Origin of the sequence: Geodermatophilus ruber, assembly GCF_900114385.1 — a bacterium.
In the GTDB taxonomy this organism is placed as follows: domain Bacteria; phylum Actinomycetota; class Actinomycetes; order Mycobacteriales; family Geodermatophilaceae; genus Geodermatophilus; species Geodermatophilus ruber.
The window spans coordinates 52524-68520 of record NZ_FOSW01000012.1; the positions used below are offsets into that span (position 1 = coordinate 52524).

A 15997-nucleotide genomic window follows, 5' to 3' on the forward strand; every position below is an offset into this window, starting at 1 on the left:
CCGGCCCTGCGGACGAGGCGAGGAACGCATGCAGATCGGCCTGTTCCACTCGATCCAGTGGCCCGAGGGCAGCGACCAGCGGGAGCGCTACGAGCAGGCGACCGCCCAGGCCTGCGCCGCCGACGACCTCGGCTTCGACTCGATCTGGCTGACCGAGCACCACTTCAGCCGGCACGGGATCGTGTCCGACAGCCTCGCTGTGCTCGCCCACCTGGCGGCCCGGACCGGCTCGGTCCGGCTGGGCACGGCCGTCACCGTCCTCCCGCTGCACCACCCGCTGCGCGTCGCCGAGGCCGCCGCGACCGTCGACCAGCTCAGCGGGGGGCGCCTCGACCTGGGCATCGGCCGCGGGTACCAGCCGGGCGAGTTCCGCGGGTTCGGCGTCGACATCGCCGAGAAGCACGACCGCTTCACCGAGGCGCTCGACGTCCTGCGCCGGGTCTGGACCGCCGACGGCCCCGTGTCGCACACGGGGACCTACTGGTCCTTCGAGGACGCCGCACCGCAGCCGCGGCCGGTCCAGCGTCCGCACCCACCCCTGTGGGTGGCCACCGACAGCCCCGACGGCCTGGCGATCTGCGCGGCCGAGGGCTACGGCGTGCTGCTCCCCCAGGGCACCTCGCTGACCGTCACCGCGGCCCAGATGAAGCGCTACGGCGAGGCGCTGGCCGGCGCCGGGCTCGGGCCGGCCGGCGGCCGGGCCTACCTGGCGCGGGCCGCGCACGTGGCCGCGACCGACGAGCAGGCGTGGGCCGAGGCCGAAGGGCCCTACAAGGACTTCCTCGGCTACGCCGACCGGCTCCGCCGGGCGCGGTCCGGCAGCGACCCGGGCGGCCGCAGCCCCTTCGACCTCGATACCGACCTGCGCGACAGCGCCCTGTTCGGCTCGCCCGAGACGGTGATCTCGCGGTTGCGCGACATCCGGGAGCTCGGCATCGAGCGCGTCATGCTGTTCGTGCACCTGGGCGGCCTGCCGCACGAGCGGATCATGTCCTCGCTGGACCTGCTCGCCCGGGAGGTCCTGCCCGTGGTCCGGGAGCTGTGACCATGACCGCCGACGCCCCCTCCCCCGTCGTCGACGCGCAGGTGCACGTCTGGCTGCCCGAGGGGCCGGACCGGCCCTGGCCGGCCGGTGGGGCCGAGCGCGCGCGGTCGATGCACCGCCACGAGCCGATCAACGGCCCCGGTCTGCGCGCCGAGATGCGGGCGGCGGGCGTGGACCGCGCCGTCCTCGTGCCGCCGTTCTTCGAGGGCTACCGCAACGACTACGCGGTGGCCTGCGCCGCGGAGTTCCCGGACGCCTTCCGGGTCATGGCCCGGGTGGACCTGCGCACCGGCGATCCCGGCCCGGTGCGGGAGCTGCTGCGCGACCCGGTCGTCGCCGGCGTCCGCCTGGTCTTCCTCCCGGCCGACGCCGGGCGGGTGGAGGACCCGGCCGCGGAGTGGCTGTGGTCCTTCGCCGAGGACGAGGACGTCCCGGTGATGCTGCTCGCCTCCGGTCAGCTCGACGCGCTCGGCGACGTGGCGAAGCGGCACCCCGGGCTGCGGCTGGCCGTCGACCACCTCGGGCTCACCGGGGAGGCGACCGACGGGGCGGCCGCACCGGAGATCGCCGAGCTGGCCGGGCTGGCCGGGCTGCCCAACGTCTCGGTCAAGCTCACCGCGCTGCCCTGCTACAGCACCGAGGACTACCCGTGGCCGGCGATGCACCCGCACCTGCGCCGGCTGTTCGACGCCTTCGGTCCGGAGCGGCTGTTCTGGGGGTCGGACCTCTCCCGGCTGCGCGGGCCCTACGCCGACCTGGTCCGGCTCTTCCGCGAGGACCTCGACTTCCTGTCCGCGGCCGACCTGGATGCGGTCCTGGGCGGCAGCGTGCTGCGCTGGCTGGGCTGGCCGGTCTGACCGGAAGGGAGGAACGGCGGTGGCCGCCGTCCTCCTCGGGCTGCTGACCGCCCTGCTGTTCGGGACGGCGGCCTACCTGGGGCCCGTGCTCGGCCGCAGCCACGGGGCGGCCGCGGTGCTCGCGGTCGGGCAGGTGGCCGCCGTCGTGGCCGCCGGTGCGCTCGTGGTCGCCCTGGGCCCGGCGCCCCCGGCCGGCCGTGCCCTCGTGCTCGGCCTGCTCGCCGGGGTCGCCAACGGGCTGGCGCTCTCGGCGATGTTCGAGTGCGCGCGCCACCTGCGGCTGAGCGTGATGGCACCGATCGGGGCGTCCGGGGGCGCGGTCCCGGTCGTGGTCGCCCTGCTGCTCGGGGAGCGCCCGGCCCTGTGGCAGCTGGCCGGGATCCCGCTCGCGCTCGTCGGCGTCGCCCTCGTCGCGGCGGGCCAGCGGGGCGGCTCCGGCGCCGATCCGCCCGGCGGCCACCGGGTGCTCGGGCTGTGGCTGGCCGGGGCGTGGGCGCTGCTCTACGGCGTGTTCCTCAGCCTGTTCGCGGAGGCGGTCGCGGCCGGCGACGCCGGCACGGACGGAGGGCTGTGGGCGGTGCTGACCAGCCGGGTCACGCTGCTGCTCACCGTCCTCGCCGTGCCGCTGGTCCGCCGGGCGCCGGTGCGACTGCCGCGGTCGGCGGTCCTGCCGGTGACCGTCAACGGGCTGCTGGTCCTCGCCGGCGTCCTGACCTTCGCCGGCGCCGTCTCCGCCGGGCTGGTCAGCGTGGTCTCGGTGCTGGCCACCCTGTCGCCGCTGGTGACGGTGGCGCTGGCGGTCGGCCTGCTGCGCGAGCGGCTGGGCCCTGGCCAGCAGATCGGCCTGGTCGCGGCCACGGGCGGTGTCGTGCTGCTGGCCGCCGGCTGACGGCGCCGGGGGGCCGGTGTGGCCACAACGGCCCCGCGCAGTCAGTACATGACCAGCCCGTTGGACACGTTGAGGTCCTCCCCCGTGATCGCCGCGGCCCGCGGTGAGGCGAGGAACGCGACCGCCTCGGCGACGTCGCGCGGGCGGACCAGCCGCTGCAGCGGCGAACCGCCCGCGAAGTCCGCCCGGGCCTCCTCGACGGTGATGCCCCGGGCCCGGGCCTGCTGCTCGAGCACCCAGTCGATCCGGGGCCCCTCCACCCCGCCCGGGGAGACCAGGTTGACCCGCACCCCGGAGGGGCCCAGCTCCCAGGCGAGGGTGCGCACGAGGCCGATGAGGGCCGTCTTGGACGCGGCGTAGGGGGTCCGGTTCACCAGCGGCCGCTTGCCGGTGACCGAGCCGATGACCACGACCGACCCGGAGCCGCGGGCGATCATCCCCGGGAGGAACGCCTTGCAGGCCAGCATCGTCCCGGTCACGTTGACCCGGAAGGTGTCCTCCCACTCGTCGAGCGGCATCTCCACCAGCGGCGCGCTCGGCCCGCCCACACCGCTGTTGTTGACCAGCACGTCGACCCGGCCGAACTCCGCGTCGGCCGCCTTGGCCGCCGCGGTGATCGAGTCCGGGTCGCGCAGGTCCAGCGGGACGACCAGCGCCCGCCGCCCGCCGGCCCGGACCCGGCCGGCGAGTTCCTCCATCGCATCGGTCGAGCGGCCGGTCAGCACGACGTCGGCGCCCTCGGCGGCCAGCCGCAGGGAGATCTCCCGCCCGATCCCGGTGCCCGCGCCGGTCACCGCGGCGACCGACCCGGTCAGCTCCGGTGCGCTCACTTGACCGCGATCGCGTTCATCGGCGAGCCGGCGGCCCCGGTGATGGGCAGCGGGGCCGCCGACAGCAGGAACTCGTGGACGCCGTCGGCGGCGCAGTCCTCGCCGATCGCCTGCAGGTCCCAGATCTCGCCGAACGGGATCCCCATGTGCACCAGGGCCACGACGTGCAGCGGCTGGAACAGGTCGACCTCGTTGGGCCGGACCTCGCAGCCCCAGGTGTCGGTGGCGATCGCCGCGACGTCGTGCTCGTAGAGCCAGGGCGCGGTGTGCAGCGACAGGCCGGGCGCCGGCCCGCCGTTGTAGTCCCCCCAGTTCCCGCGCCGGGTCTCGGTCATCCCGGTGCGCACGATCAGCGCGTCGCCGGTGCGGATCTCCACGCCCTCCGCGGCGGCGGTGGCGTCGAGGTCCTCGACCGTGATCGCGTAGCCGGGCTCGAGGCAGTCCACGCCCTTGTGCCGGGCCACGTCCAGCAGCACCCCGCGCATGACGAACTTGCTCCGGGCGACCTCGATGCCGCAGGTGGCCGCCCCCTTGGCGGTGACGTTGCCGGCGTCGAAGCCGTTGTACATCTGCCCCTTCCAGAAGATGTGCGCCAGGCCGTCCCACTGGCTGCCGGACTGGTTGGGGGTGACCAGCACGTCGTCGGAGAAGCCGAACCCCTTGGACGGGCCGAAGCCACCGGGCAGCGGGTCCTGCTTGCCGGCCAGGTAGTCGGTGCCCGTCGCCGTCATCATGTTCAGCGGGTTGGCCCGGAAGCCGCCCGACTGCGGCCCGTCGAGGTCCAGCGGCAGCCCCATCGAGATGACCTTGCCCTGGCGCACCAGCGCGGCGGCCGCGGTGACCTGCTCCGGGCCGACGTGGTTGAGCGCACCGAGCTGGTCCTCGGCCCCCCAGCGGCCCCAGTTCGAGAACTTCGCGATGTAGTCGCGGATGACGTCGTCCCCGCGGAAGGGCACCTCATCGACCGGCGAGCTGACCATGGTTCCTCCTGAACCGGTGGGTGGCCGCGTCCCGGGCCGGGACGCGGGGTGGCGGGCCTCACCGGACGCGCATGTCCGCCGAGTCGCCGGGCGTGCGGAGACCGAACGTGAGCGAGGGGTCGCCGGGCACCCAGTCGCTGCGGAACTGGGCCCCCTCCCCCAGGTCCCGGGTGCGCGCGAGCAGCGCGCGACCGAGATCGAGCTGGGCCGGCTCCCAGAGCCGCAGGGCCTCGCGGACGTCGCCGCCGGCGCGGACCAGCGCCGCCGCGAGCGCCCACACGTCGTCGGCGCCCTTGGCGGTCGCGGCGGCCGCATGCGGGCGGACGGCGAAGGCCGCGTCACCGACGAGCGCGACCCGCTCGAAGGCCATCCGTGGCACGTCGACGTCGACCATCACCTGGAGGAAGGGGGCCGGGCTCTTCTCCGCGACCTCGGCCAGCGGGGGCGGCAGCCGGGCGGCCGCGGTGGCGGCGAAGTCGGCCAGGTGCTCCTCGCGCACCGCGCCCGGCGGCAGGGACACCTCGCGGCGCCGGCCGGAGCGGTCGGTGAGCAGGTCGGCCAGCGGCTCGCCGTCGGGCACGTTGCGGTACCAGACCAGGTTCATCAGCCGGCGGCCCGGCTCGACCGCGCCGTCGTAGTGCGGGATCGGGTAGGTCAGCGCGTGGGTGCCGGGCCGGACGAAGTAGGTGAGCGAGTCGTCCAGCGCGGCGAAGGTCGCGGGGCTCAGCTCCCGCTCGTCGACGACCGCCCGCCAGGCCACGTAGCCGCCGTAGCGGGGCCGGACGTCGGGCAGCATCGTGCGGCGGGTGAAGGAGGAGATGCCGTCGGCCCCGACGAGCAGGTCGCAGGTCGCGGAGCGGCCGTCGGCGAAGGCGATCCCCACCTCGTCGGCGGTCTGCCGGATGCCGGTCGCCTCGGCGTCGAGGTGGTAGCGGTCGGGGTCCACGGCGCGCAGGAGCGTGCCGTAGAGGGTGTTGTAGCTGGTGAAGTGGTGCCGCCGGGCGGCCTCGGTGAGCACCGAGCCGTCCTCGGCGAGGTACCGGTGGTGGGCGGCCGTCGTGCTCACCGCGGAGAGGTCGAGCAGCCGGTGCTCCAGCAGGTACCGCACCGTCGTCGGGTGCAGCACGATGCCGACGCCGCGGCCCTCCAGGGGCACCCGCGAGCGCTCATGGACGTCGACGTCGCAGCCGAGGTCGCGCAGCACCAGTGCGGTCGTCAGCCCGATGAGCGAGCCCCCGAGCACGGCTACGCGCAGCCGCCGCCCGGCCTGCAGCCGGCCGGTCACCAGCGGCCCCCCGCGCCGGCGGCCCGCAGTGTGGCCTGCGTCACGTGTAGCGTCTCGGCGGCGCCGACGGTGGAGGAGGAAGCCCGGTGCTCGACGCCGCGGACCCCGCGCTGACCGCCCCCGGCAGGCCGCCGCTGCCCGGGTGGGTCCGGGAGATGGCCGCCGACGTCGACCTGGTCGCCCTGTGCGAGCGGGTCGTGGCCCGCGACATCGCGGTGGCCTTCCCCGGCCTGGCGCAGGACGACGGGTTCGCCGGGCACCTGCGCGCGAGCGTGCGGGAGAACCTGCGCCTGCTGCAGCAGGTGCTCTGCGGCCGGCTGCCGCTGGCGGCGGTGCGCCTGGAGCAGCCGCTGGCCTTCGCCCGCGTCCAGGCCGAGCTGCACATCCCGCAGACGGCCCTGCAGCGCTCCTACCGGGTCGGCTTCGTCGAGATGTGGCGGGCGTGGGCCGACCGCCTGCAGGAGGTGGCCGAGGCGAGCGACGTCCCCCGCGCGGAGGCGGTGCGGGCGCTGGCCGACCTGACCGCCGCGATCCTCGACTACCAGGACCACGTCGCCTCGCTGGTCGCGGAGAACCACGCGCGGGTGGACGAGGCGCTCAGCCGCACGCGGGCGCACGTCCGGCAGGGGCTGGTCCGGGAGATCCTGCGCGGCGACCGCTCGTCGCTGGCCCCCTCGGACCTCATCACGCTCGACCACGACCTCGGCGGCGAGCACGTCGTCGTCCTCCTGCCGGCGGTGGCCGAGGGCGCGGCCGGCAACCTGATGACCGGGCTGCGGGCCCGCACCGGCGTGCGGCAGACCCTGGTCCACCCGCTGGACCTGAGCCGGACGGCGGTCTGGCTGACCGTCCCGAGCTGGACCGGGGGCATGCACCGGCGCCTGCTCGCCGCCCTCGCCGACGCGGGGATGGAGGCCTCGGTGTCCGAGCCGCTGCGCGGTCTCGCCGGCTTCCGCGAGGCCCACGAGCAGGCCCGGGACGTCGAGCGGGTGCGGGCGGCGTGGGGCCGCGCCGCCGCACCGCGGGTGCTCGGGCACGCCGACGTCGCCCTGGAGATCCTGCTGCTGCGCGACCCCGCGCGGGCCCGCCGGTTCGTGCGCGCCGAGCTGGGCCCGCTGGCCGAGGACACCCCCGAGGCGGGCCGGCTGCGGGAGACGCTGGAGGCCTCGTTCCGGCTGGGCAGCCACGTGGGCACCGCCGAGCACCTGGGGCTGCACGAGCACACCGTCCGCAACCGGCTGCACCGGGCCGAGGAGCACCTCGGGCACCCGCTCCCCGAGCGGCGCACCGAGCTGCAGGTCGCCCTCCGGCTGCAGCGGCTGCTCGCCGGCGCCGGCTAGCGGCCGGGCCGGGGCGCCGGGGGTCACTGGCCGGCCAGACGCTGCAGGACGCCGAAGACGCAGGCGGTGTCCTCCCGCAGCCGGTCCTGCGCGACGGCCGCCTGGTACAGGACGGTGCTCGCCGAGAACAGCGGCGTCGGGCTGGCCAGGCTCGCGGCGAACTCGGCGATCAGCGCGTTGTCCTTCTGCATGGTGGCCACGGTCGCGGTCGCCTCGGCGAACTCCCCGGCGGCCATGAGCGGCCCGCGCACCTGCAGCATCCGGGAGCTGCCGGCACCGTCCCCGACCGCCGCCAGCACCGCCCCCAGGTCCAGCCCGGCCCGCTGGGCCAGCAGCAGCGCCTCGGCCGCCGCCGCGTTGTGGACGGCGACGAGCAGGTTGGCCACGAGCTTCATCCGGGTGCCCTGGCCGAACGCCCCGAGGTCGTGCTGCGCCCGGGTGAACGCGGCGAGCACCGGCCGGGCCCGCTCCTTGGCCGCCGGCTCCCCGCTGAGGTAGGCCACCAGGTCGCCGTCGCGGGCCTGCTGGCCGGTGCCGCTCACCGGGCAGTCCAGCAGCGTGGCGCCGAACGCCCGCGCCCGGTCGGCGGCCTCCTGCTTGGCCTGCGGGGACAGCGTGCTCGTCTCGACGATGACCAGGCCGGGGCGCGCGCCGGCAGCCACGCCGCCCTCCCCGTCGAGGACGGCGTGCAGCGCCGCCGCGCCGGGCAGCGACGTCACCACGACCCCGGCGCCCCGCGCCACCTCGGCCGGGTTCGCGCAGACCGCGCCGCCGCGCGCCGCGTGCCCGGCCCGGCGGGCGGGGTCGACGTCGAAGCCGAGGACCGGGACGCCGGCGGCGAGCAGGTGCCCGCTCATGGCCGAGCCCATGACGCCGAGCCCCAGGAACCCGACCGGCTCACCGGCCATCGGGGCTCCCCACGCGCAGGTCGGGCAGCAGCGGGCCCTCGGGCACCGGCGTCCGGGCGACGTTCATGACCATCGCCAGGGTCGTGTAGTAGCCCGCGGTGACGACCAGCTCCACGAGGCCGGCGTCCCCCAGCTCGGCCAGCGCCCGGTCGAACGTCCCGTCCGAGACGCCCCGGGTCCGGTGCAGCTCGTCGAGCAGGTCCCAGACCGCGGCCGCCCCGGCGTCCATCCGGGCGGGGCGCCGGTTCTCGGCGATCGCGTCGGCGATCGCCGGGTCCAGGCCGGCCGCCAGCGCCAGCGGGTGGTGGTGGCCCCACTCGAACTGCTGGTCCCAGTGGCGGGAGACCACCAGGACCGCCATCTCGAACAGCCGGCGGGACAGCCCTCCGGCGAACCGCAGGTGCTCCCCCACCTTCTGCACCCGGGTCATCAGCTCCGGGCTGCGCAGCAGCGGGGCGAACGGCCCGATCACCCCTCCGCGCGGTCCCGCGCTGATCTCGGCGACGGCGGCGCGCTGCGCGGCGCTGCGCTCCTCCTCGGGTGGCAGCGGCAGCCGGTCCGGCCCACCGGTCATGCGGCGCCGCCGGTCCCGAGCGCGTCCTCGATCTGCGGCATGACCTTGGTGGCCATCAGCTCCATCGAGCGGCGGGCCAGGTCGGGATCGACCCAGTCGAGGCCGGCGTAGACCAGTTCGCCGAAGTCGCCGGTCCGCTCGCGGAAGGTCAGCAGCTGCTCGGCCACCGCGTCGGGGGTGCCGCAGATGACCAGGTCGTCGAGGACGCCGTCGAGGGTGACCGCCTCGTCCGGCTGCTCCCGCGAGGTCTTGAACAACCCGAGGCGGCCCAGCGACCGCATCTTGGCGACCATCTTCGTGTAGTAGAAGCGGTACGGGCTCCGCGCGTCGGCCCGCCCGTAGGCCTCGGCCACCCGCGCGTCGTCGGCGACGAACACGGTGCGGGCGATCCGCCAGTCCGCGGGCGAGGCGCTCTCCCCCACCGACCGCTTGCCCTCCACGTAGTTGGGCCAGTGCGTGGCCACCCACTGCGGGAGCAGGAAGTTGGCCGACAAGGGGTGGAAGTCGCGGGCCCCCATGGCCACCACGCCCTTCGAGAAGGGGGCGACGACGGTGCCGACGATCTCCGGCCGCGGCTGCTGCAGCGGCCGGCCCACGATGCCGACGCCGGCCTCGTCGTCGTAGGTGGTGGCGGTGGTGACGGGAAACCGGTTGCCGGGCAGCTCGATCCGGTAGGGCGGGTCGCGCTCCCACAGCGCGGTGATGACGTCGATCGCCTCGGCGAACAGCTGGTTGCGGTCCTCGTCCAGGATGCCGAGCAGCTCGGCGTCCGACGGCAGCGCGCCGGGGCTGACCCCGAGGATGAACCGCCCTCCGGACAGGTGGTCGAACATCGCGGCGTGGACCGCGACCAGCGCGGGGTGCAGGTGCGAGAGGTTGGTGGTCCCGGTGGCAAGGCGGATCTGCCGGGTCTCCGGGACGAGCGTGGCGAGGAAGACCAGGCTGTTGGTGATGTTCTCGTGCCGGTCGGTGAGGTGCTCCCCGATGAAGGCGTCGTGGAAGCCGAGCCGGTCGGCGAGGATCACCGCCTCCCGGTCCTCGCGCAGCGTGTCGGCCCACGCCCGGCCCCGCGGGTGCATCGGCATCGCGAAGTAGCCCAGTCTCACGACGATCCCCTCTGCGGCGGCCGGTGGTCGTCGCAGTCTCGGGCGGGGGCGCCGCGAGGACAGTGTCGGCGGCTGTGAAGTTCACCGGCGCGGGATGACGGCCTCCACCATCCCGCGGGCGGCCCGTCCCGGGTCTACTCGGCGGACCGCGCCCGCGTCCCGGGTGCGAACGGCCTCCAAGGACGGTCCGCGTGGCGACCTCGGCGAGCGCAGGCATCCCGGCGTGCGATCCGGCGACCTTCCGCCATGTCGTCGGCCATCTCGCCAGCGGCGTGACGCTGGTGACCACCCGGACGGCTGCGGGCAGCTTCGGCATGACGGCGAGCTCGGTGACCTCGCTGTCGCTGAGCCCGCCGATGATGCTGGCCTGCCTGAACACCACCTCGACGACGTGCGCCGCCGTCGTCGAGGCCGGTGCCTACGCCGTCAACGTCCTCGGCCAGGGCCAGGGGCACCTCGCCCAGCAGTTCGCCACCCCGTCCGCCGACAAGTTCACCGGCGTCCGGGTGGTCGAGGGGGCGCTGGGCCTGCCGGTCCTGGCCGACGCCCTGGCCCGGATCGAGTGCGAGGTCGTGGAGCAGGTCCAGGCGGCCACGCACACCGTCTTCCTGGGCCGGGTGCTGCACGCCGAGGCGGCCCCGGGCAGCCCGCTGACCTACTTCCGCGGCGGGTTCGGCCGGTTCGAGTTCACCCGGGACGACGAGGTCTACCAGCGGGCCCGCCGGCAGGTGCTCGACCGGGCCTACGCCCCCGACGCGGTCCTCTCCCTCGACGACCTCGCCTACACCCTCGACGTCGACAAGCCGGCGGCGTTCTACGCCCTCACCCGGCTGACCGCCGACGGGCTGGTCCGCCGCGACCCCGACCGGGGCTACGTGGTGGTGCCGTTCGACACCCGCACCTCCGACGCCACCTTCGACGCCCGCTGCGCCATCGAGCTGGGAGTGGTCGACATGGTCATCGGCCGGGTGCCGGCCGACGAGCTGGCCGCGCTGCGCGCCCGGTTCGAGGCCATGGCGGCGCTGCTGGTCGGTGACCGTTTCGTCGACTTCGACGGCTACCTCGACGCCAACTACGCCTTCCACGAGACGCTGGTCGCGCTGGCACGCAGCGCGCCGCTCACCACGGCGTTCGCGCAGCTGCACATCCGGAGCGTCATGACCCGCAGCTTCGGGGCCACGCCGGTGACCTCGCAGCGCTTCATCGAGGCCCAGCGTGGGATCACCGAGGGCCTGGAACGCGGCGACGGCGCGGCCGCGCGGGCGGCGGTCCACCGCTACACGGAGCTGGCCAAGCAGCGGGTGCGGCAGATCCTCGAGCAGACCGGCGGGCGGCTCTGAGGCCGGCGCCGCCCCGCTCAGGCGGGGCCGCCCGGCGCCGCGCCGCGGGCGGTGATCGTCGCCCGCACCTGCGCGGGCTCGGTGCCGCCGGCGAGCAGTGCCCACAGCAGCAGGCGGGCCTTGCGGGGGTCCAGCCACCCCGCCGGCACCACGCCACGGGCCAGCAGGTCCTGCTCGGAGCCGACGAACCCGTACGTCCCGCCGAGCACGGGGCCACCGCCGGTCCGGCCGGCGAGCACCACCGGCCCGCGCTCCACCGCGGCGCTCACGGTCTCGGCCAGGGCGGCCGGGACGTGCCCGGCGCCGAACCCGGCCAGCACCACACCGTCGTGGCCGGCGTCCAGGACCAGGCGCAGCAGCTCACCGGTGTCGCCGAGGTGGGTCTCCAGCAGCGCGACCCGCGGGTTCCGGCCGGCCGACGGGCCGGGCAGCCGGGGCCAGCGGGCGGCCCGGCCGGCGTAGGTGACCCGGCGCTCGTGCACCCGGCCGACCGGGCCGAAGGCGCCCGAGGTGAAGGCGTGCAGCGCGATGCTGTCGGTCTTGCGCACGCGGGCGGCGGCGTGCACCTGGTCGTCGAGGACGACGAGCGCACCACGCCCCCGCGAGGCGGCCGCGGCCGCGACCACCGTGGCGGCCAGCAGGTTGGCGGGGCCGTCGGCCCCGGCCACGGCGGGTGTGCGCATCGCCCCGGTGACCACCAGGGGCTCGGGCCGGTCCCAGTACAGGTCCAGCAGGTAGGCGGTCTCCTCGATGGTGTCGGTGCCCTGGACGACGACGACCCCGTCCGCGTCCTGCGCACGGGCCCACTCCGCCACCGCCGCGACGTCGAGCGGGGTGAGCCAGGCGCCGGGCACCGTCCGCAGCGTGCAGGCGGCCAGGTCGGCCACCTCGGCCAGGCCGGGGACGTCGCGCACGAGATCGGCCGCCGCCAGCGTCGGCAGGGCGCCCCCGCCGGTGGACGGGGGCGTCATCGTGATCGTCCCGCCGAGCGACCCCACGACCACCCGCGGCCGCCGTGCCCCCGTGCCCATGCCCATGCCCCGGCCCTCCCCTTCCCCGCCCGGACGGGTGGGGCCACCGTACGACCGGCCCGACCCGAGGAGCACCCCGTGACCGAACTGGACCTGCTCGTCGCCGGCGGCACCGTCGTCACGCCCGGCGGCCGGCGCCGGGCGCACGTCGGGGTGCGCGACGGCGTCGTGGTCCACCTCGGCCCGGCCGGCCCCGCAGGGGAGCTCCCCGCCGCCCGCACCGTGGACGCGGCCGGGCTGGTCGTGCTGCCCGGCGGCGTGGACACCCACGTCCACCTCATGGACCCGGGCAGCCCGGAGCGGGAGGACTTCCCGACCGGGACCGCCGCGGCCACCGCGGCGGGCGTGACGACGATCGTCGAGCACAGCCACGGCTCCCCCGTCCGGACCGTCGCCGACCTGCGGGACAAGACCGCCTACCTGCGCGACCGGTCCGACGTCGACTTCGGCCTGGCCGCCCACGCCTGGCCGGGTTCCGCGCGCGAGGTCGCGGGCCTGTGGGCCGCCGGGGTGACCTTCTTCAAGGTCTTCACCTGCACCACCCACGGCGTGCCCGGGCACGACGCGGCCCGCCTGAAGGAGCACCTGACCGCGACCGCCGAGGCCGGCGCGGTCAGCCTGCTGCACTGCGAGGACGAGTCGCTCACCGAGGCGGCCGAGACCCTGCTGCGCACGGCGGGCCGCACCGACGGCGGCGTCCTGCCCGACTGGCGCAGCCGGGACGCCGAGCTCGTCGCCGCCGTCGTCGCGGCGCTGCTGGTCCGGCGCACCGGGGCCCGCGCCACCGTGGCCCACGTCAGCCATCCCGAGGTCGCCGGCTACCTCGCCGGGGAGCGGGCCCGCGGGGCCGCGCTGGCCGCGGAGGGCTGCCCGCAGTACTTCCTGCTGCGCGAGGAGGAGGTGCTCGACCACGGGCCGCTGCGGAAGTTCACCCCGCCGGCGCGGGCCCGCACCGACGCCGACGAGGCGGAGATGTGGCAGCTGCTGCGCTCCGGCGTGCTCACCCACATGTCCAGCGACCACGCGCCCTCGACGCTGGAGCAGAAGCGCGCCGGGGACATCTGGAACGTGCACTTCGGCCTGCCCGGGCTCGACAGCACGATGGCCCTGCTGCTCGACGCCGTCGCCCGCGGCCACCTGTCGTACGAGGACGTCGCCCGCGTGTACGGCGAGCGCCCGGCGCGGACCTACGGGCTGTGGCCGCGCAAGGGTCGGATCGCCGTCGGCGCGGACGCGGACCTGGTGCTGGTCGACCCGGGGCAGGAGCGGACGCTGCGCCACGAGGACGTGCTGTCCAAGGCCGGCTGGACGCCGTTCGCCGGTCGCACGGTGCGCGGGTGCGTGGTGCAGACCTACCTGCGCGGCGCGCTGGTCGCCGAGGCGGGGCGGCCGGCCCGCGCCCGCTCCGGCCGGCTCCTCCACGGCGCGGGGTGGTGCCCCCGCTGACCACCGTCCCCTTGTCCCGCCCCGGGGTCGTCCCTAGGGTCGCCGCACCGCGTGCACCGGCCCGTCCCCGCATCCGGCCCCACGTCGCCATCCCCCCGAGGAGCGTTCGTGACCCTCTCGCCCCCCTCCCCGTCCGTGGTGGACCTGCCGGTCGCCGCCCTCCCGACCGGCCTGCGGATCGGCGGTGAGCTGCTGCCCGGCCGGGCCGACCCCATCGAGGTGCTGAACCCGGCCACCGGGCAGGCCTTCGCCTCGGTGGCCGCCGCCGACGCCGCCGATGTCGACCGGGCCGTGCAGGTGGCGCACGAGACCTTCCGCTCCGGGGTGTGGAGTCGGCTGCCGATCCACGACCGGGCGCAGCTGGTGCACCGCTTCGCCGACGGCATCGAGGCCCGCATGGCCGACCTCTACACGCTCGAGACACGGAACAACGGCCGGCCGATCACCGAGACCCGGGCGCAGATCACCCGGCTGCCCGAGTGGTACCGGTACAACGCCGCGCTGCTGCTGGCCGACCGCGACGCGGTGGTGCCGCTGCGCGGGGACTACCACGCGTACACCAGCCGCTTCCCGCTCGGCGTGGTCGGCATCCTGGCGCCGTTCAACCACCCGATGATGATCGCCTCCAAGAGCCTCGCCCCGGCGCTGGCGACCGGCAACAGCGTGGTCCTCAAGCCCTCGGAGCAGACGCCGCTGACGGCCCTGCTGCTGGCCGACATCGCCGCCGAGGCCGGCATCCCGCCGGGGGTGCTCAACGTGGTGAACGGGCTGGGCGCCAGCACGGGTGCGGCGCTGACCGAGCACCCGCGGGTTGCGAAGGTGGTCTTCACCGGCGGCACGGAGCCCGGCCGGGCCATCTCGGTGGCCGCCGCCCGCCGCTTCGCCAAGGCCACCCTCGAGCTCGGCGGCAAGTCCCCGGTCCTCGTCTTCGCCGACACCCCGGTGGACGTCGCCGCCCGCGGCGCGGCCTTCGCCGGGTTCATCGGCGCCGGCCAGACCTGCATCGCCGGCAGCCGGCTGCTGGTCCAGCGGGAGATCTACGCCGACGTGGTCGACGCGCTGGCCGAGCAGGCCGGGCGGATCCGGATCGGCGACCCGGCCGAGCCTGCGACCCAGCTGGGCCCGGTCATCTCCGCGCGGGCCCGCACCCGCATCCTCGGCGCCGTCGAGCGGGGCGTCGCCGAGGGGGCGCGGCTGGTCACCGGCGGCCGGGCCGCCGGCGTCCCGGAGCTGCCCGGGGGCTTCTTCGTCGAGCCGACGGTGCTCGCCGACGTGCGCAACGACATGGAGATCGCCCGGCAGGAGATCTTCGGGCCGGTGGTCGTGGTCATCCCCTTCGACGACGAGGAGGACGCCGTCCGGCAGGCCAACGACTCGCCGTTCGCCCTCGGCTCGGCGATCTGGACCCGGGACGTCGCCCGCGCCCACCGCGTCGCCTCGCAGCTGGAGATGGGCATGGTGTGGATCAACGACCACCACCGGCTGGACCCCTCCTCCCCGTGGGGCGGGCTCAAGGAGAGCGGCACCGGCCGCGAGGGCGGCTGGGAGTCCTTCCACGACTTCACCCACGTCCGGGCGGTGACCGTGCGGACCGCGCCGGACGACGTCGACTGGTACGGCGGGCGCGCCACGGGACGGCTGAACTGATGGCCGGGCTGACGGTCTCCCCGGTCACCGACGGCGTCGTCGTCGCCGACGTCGACCGCCCCGACCACCTGTGGGCCCTCGACGACCTGCGCGCGCTGGCCGGCCTGCTCACCGACCCGCCGGAGGGTGCGCACGTGCTGCGGGTGCGCTCGCGCGGGGCGGCGTTCTGCCTCGGCCGCGAGCGCGGCGGCACCAGCACCGCCCCCGGCGCGGTGCGCGGCGAGGCCGAGACCCTGGTGTCCGTCACCCGCGCGTTCCGCCGTACCCGGCTGGTCACCGTCGCCGAGGTGCAGGGCGACGCCGCCGGGTTCGGCGTCGGCGTGGTGGCCGCCTGCGACGTCGCGGTGGCGGTGGCCGACGCCCGGTTCTCCTTCCCCGAGGTGGGCATCGGGCTGGCGCCGGCCCTGGTGCTGACCTGGCTGCCGCGGCTGGTCGGCGAGCGGCAGGCGTTCTGGCTGACCGCCACCGGGGAGCAGGTCCCCGCCGCCCGGGCGCTGGAGCTGGGCCTGCTCAACGCCGTCGTCGCCGCCCCGGAGGAGCTGGGCAAGGACGTCGACGAGCGGGTGGCGGTGCTGCGGTCCCGCAGCCCGCGGGTGCACGCGGAGATCCGCGACATGCTCCGCGCCTTCGCCGCGGTCGGCGAGGACCAGGCGCTGGACATGAGCATCGACCGCCTGGTGGTGGGGTCGATGCGCCGCGGCGAGGACTGACGGCACTCC

The 15997-nt window shown here is 76.0% G+C and carries 15 protein-coding genes; 8 read left to right on the top strand and 7 right to left on the bottom strand.

Annotation, left to right across the window (positions count from 1 at the left end; translation table 11 throughout):
• Window positions 1-28 precede the first annotated feature (28 nt).
• The 3 genes from BMZ50_RS17705 to BMZ50_RS17715 are packed head-to-tail and all read left to right on the top strand — an operon-like array spanning window position 29 to window position 2791.
• A complete protein-coding gene (locus BMZ50_RS17705; protein ID WP_177212863.1) occupies window positions 29-1045 on the top strand; it encodes an LLM class flavin-dependent oxidoreductase in 1017 nt (338 codons plus the stop codon).
• Between the two features lie 2 nt (window positions 1046-1047).
• Window positions 1048-1902, top strand: coding sequence for an amidohydrolase family protein (locus tag BMZ50_RS17710; protein WP_091327393.1), 855 nt, complete (start codon window positions 1048-1050; stop codon window positions 1900-1902).
• A 19-nt stretch (window positions 1903-1921) separates the two neighbouring features.
• Window positions 1922-2791, top strand: coding sequence for an EamA family transporter (locus BMZ50_RS17715; RefSeq protein ID WP_091327396.1), 870 nt, complete (start codon window positions 1922-1924; stop codon window positions 2789-2791).
• 41 nt (window positions 2792-2832) lie between these two features.
• Here BMZ50_RS17715 and BMZ50_RS17720 read toward each other — a convergent pair whose 3' ends face one another.
• The 3 genes from BMZ50_RS17720 to BMZ50_RS17730 are packed head-to-tail and all read right to left on the bottom strand — an operon-like array spanning window position 2833 to window position 5886.
• The gene (locus BMZ50_RS17720; RefSeq protein ID WP_218146323.1) at window positions 2833-3621 is read right to left on the bottom strand and encodes an SDR family NAD(P)-dependent oxidoreductase; all 789 of its coding nucleotides are present in this window, start codon (window positions 3619-3621) and stop codon (window positions 2833-2835) included.
• On the bottom strand, window positions 3618-4601 hold the full coding sequence (locus BMZ50_RS17725; RefSeq protein ID WP_091327399.1) for a cyclase family protein: 984 nt from the start codon (window positions 4599-4601) through the stop codon (window positions 3618-3620). Before BMZ50_RS17725 ends, BMZ50_RS17720 begins: the two co-directional genes overlap by 4 nt.
• 58 nt (window positions 4602-4659) lie before the next feature.
• Window positions 4660-5886 carry an FAD binding domain-containing protein gene (locus tag BMZ50_RS17730; protein ID WP_177212864.1) on the bottom strand — a complete coding sequence of 409 codons (1227 nt, stop codon included), beginning with the start codon at window positions 5884-5886 and terminating at the stop codon, window positions 4660-4662.
• 86 nt (window positions 5887-5972) lie between these two features.
• On the opposite strand from BMZ50_RS17730, the gene BMZ50_RS17735 reads away from it, so the two are divergent.
• A complete protein-coding gene (locus tag BMZ50_RS17735; RefSeq protein ID WP_091327406.1) occupies window positions 5973-7226 on the top strand; it encodes a PucR family transcriptional regulator in 1254 nt (417 codons plus the stop codon).
• 23 nt (window positions 7227-7249) lie between these two features.
• Here the strand turns inward: BMZ50_RS17735 and BMZ50_RS17740 are convergent, their stop codons facing one another.
• The 3 genes from BMZ50_RS17740 to BMZ50_RS17750 are packed head-to-tail and all read right to left on the bottom strand — an operon-like array spanning window position 7250 to window position 9814.
• Window positions 7250-8134 (bottom strand): NAD(P)-dependent oxidoreductase, encoded by an 885-nt coding sequence (locus BMZ50_RS17740; protein ID WP_091327411.1) that lies wholly within the window; start codon window positions 8132-8134, stop codon window positions 7250-7252.
• Window positions 8124-8708, bottom strand: a complete 585-nt coding sequence (locus BMZ50_RS17745; protein ID WP_091327415.1) for a carboxymuconolactone decarboxylase family protein — start codon at window positions 8706-8708, stop codon at window positions 8124-8126. Before BMZ50_RS17745 ends, BMZ50_RS17740 begins: the two co-directional genes overlap by 11 nt.
• On the bottom strand, window positions 8705-9814 hold the full coding sequence (locus tag BMZ50_RS17750; RefSeq protein WP_091327419.1) for an LLM class flavin-dependent oxidoreductase: 1110 nt from the start codon (window positions 9812-9814) through the stop codon (window positions 8705-8707). Before BMZ50_RS17750 ends, BMZ50_RS17745 begins: the two co-directional genes overlap by 4 nt.
• A 191-nt stretch (window positions 9815-10005) precedes the next feature.
• On the opposite strand from BMZ50_RS17750, the gene BMZ50_RS24335 reads away from it, so the two are divergent.
• Window positions 10006-11154, top strand: coding sequence for a flavin reductase (locus BMZ50_RS24335; RefSeq protein ID WP_091327422.1), 1149 nt, complete (start codon window positions 10006-10008; stop codon window positions 11152-11154).
• A gap of 17 nt (window positions 11155-11171) precedes the next feature.
• Here the strand turns inward: BMZ50_RS24335 and BMZ50_RS17760 are convergent, their stop codons facing one another.
• Entirely contained in the window at window positions 11172-12191 is a 1020-nt protein-coding gene (locus tag BMZ50_RS17760; RefSeq protein ID WP_218146324.1) for an asparaginase, read from the bottom strand.
• A 72-nt stretch (window positions 12192-12263) separates the two neighbouring features.
• Between BMZ50_RS17760 and BMZ50_RS17765 the strand changes: the two genes are divergently transcribed.
• The 3 genes from BMZ50_RS17765 to BMZ50_RS17775 all read left to right on the top strand — a co-directional run bounded on the left by BMZ50_RS17765 (window position 12264) and on the right by BMZ50_RS17775 (window position 15988).
• A complete protein-coding gene (locus BMZ50_RS17765; RefSeq protein ID WP_091327426.1) occupies window positions 12264-13631 on the top strand; it encodes a dihydroorotase in 1368 nt (455 codons plus the stop codon).
• A 108-nt stretch (window positions 13632-13739) separates the two neighbouring features.
• A complete protein-coding gene (locus tag BMZ50_RS17770) occupies window positions 13740-15278 on the top strand; it encodes an aldehyde dehydrogenase (protein ID WP_218146325.1) in 1539 nt (512 codons plus the stop codon).
• The gene (locus tag BMZ50_RS17775; protein WP_091327429.1) at window positions 15278-15988 is read left to right on the top strand and encodes an enoyl-CoA hydratase/isomerase family protein; all 711 of its coding nucleotides are present in this window, start codon (window positions 15278-15280) and stop codon (window positions 15986-15988) included. The genes BMZ50_RS17770 and BMZ50_RS17775 overlap by 1 nt, the downstream gene beginning before the upstream one ends.
• Window positions 15989-15997 lie beyond the last annotated feature (9 nt).

Coding starts and splice junctions, on each gene's coding strand:
- BMZ50_RS17725 (WP_091327399.1), bottom strand. CDS start 4,601: ATGGTCAGCTCGCCGGTCGATGAGGTGCCCTTCCGCGGGGACGACGTC.
- BMZ50_RS17775 (WP_091327429.1), top strand. CDS start 15,278: ATGGCCGGGCTGACGGTCTCCCCGGTCACCGACGGCGTCGTCGTCGCC.
- BMZ50_RS17745 (WP_091327415.1), bottom strand. CDS start 8,708: ATGACCGGTGGGCCGGACCGGCTGCCGCTGCCACCCGAGGAGGAGCGC.
- BMZ50_RS17740 (WP_091327411.1), bottom strand. CDS start 8,134: ATGGCCGGTGAGCCGGTCGGGTTCCTGGGGCTCGGCGTCATGGGCTCG.
- BMZ50_RS17710 (WP_091327393.1), top strand. CDS start 1,048: ATGACCGCCGACGCCCCCTCCCCCGTCGTCGACGCGCAGGTGCACGTC.
- BMZ50_RS17760 (WP_218146324.1), bottom strand. CDS start 12,191: ATGGGCATGGGCACGGGGGCACGGCGGCCGCGGGTGGTCGTGGGGTCG.
- BMZ50_RS17705 (WP_177212863.1), top strand. CDS start 29: ATGCAGATCGGCCTGTTCCACTCGATCCAGTGGCCCGAGGGCAGCGAC.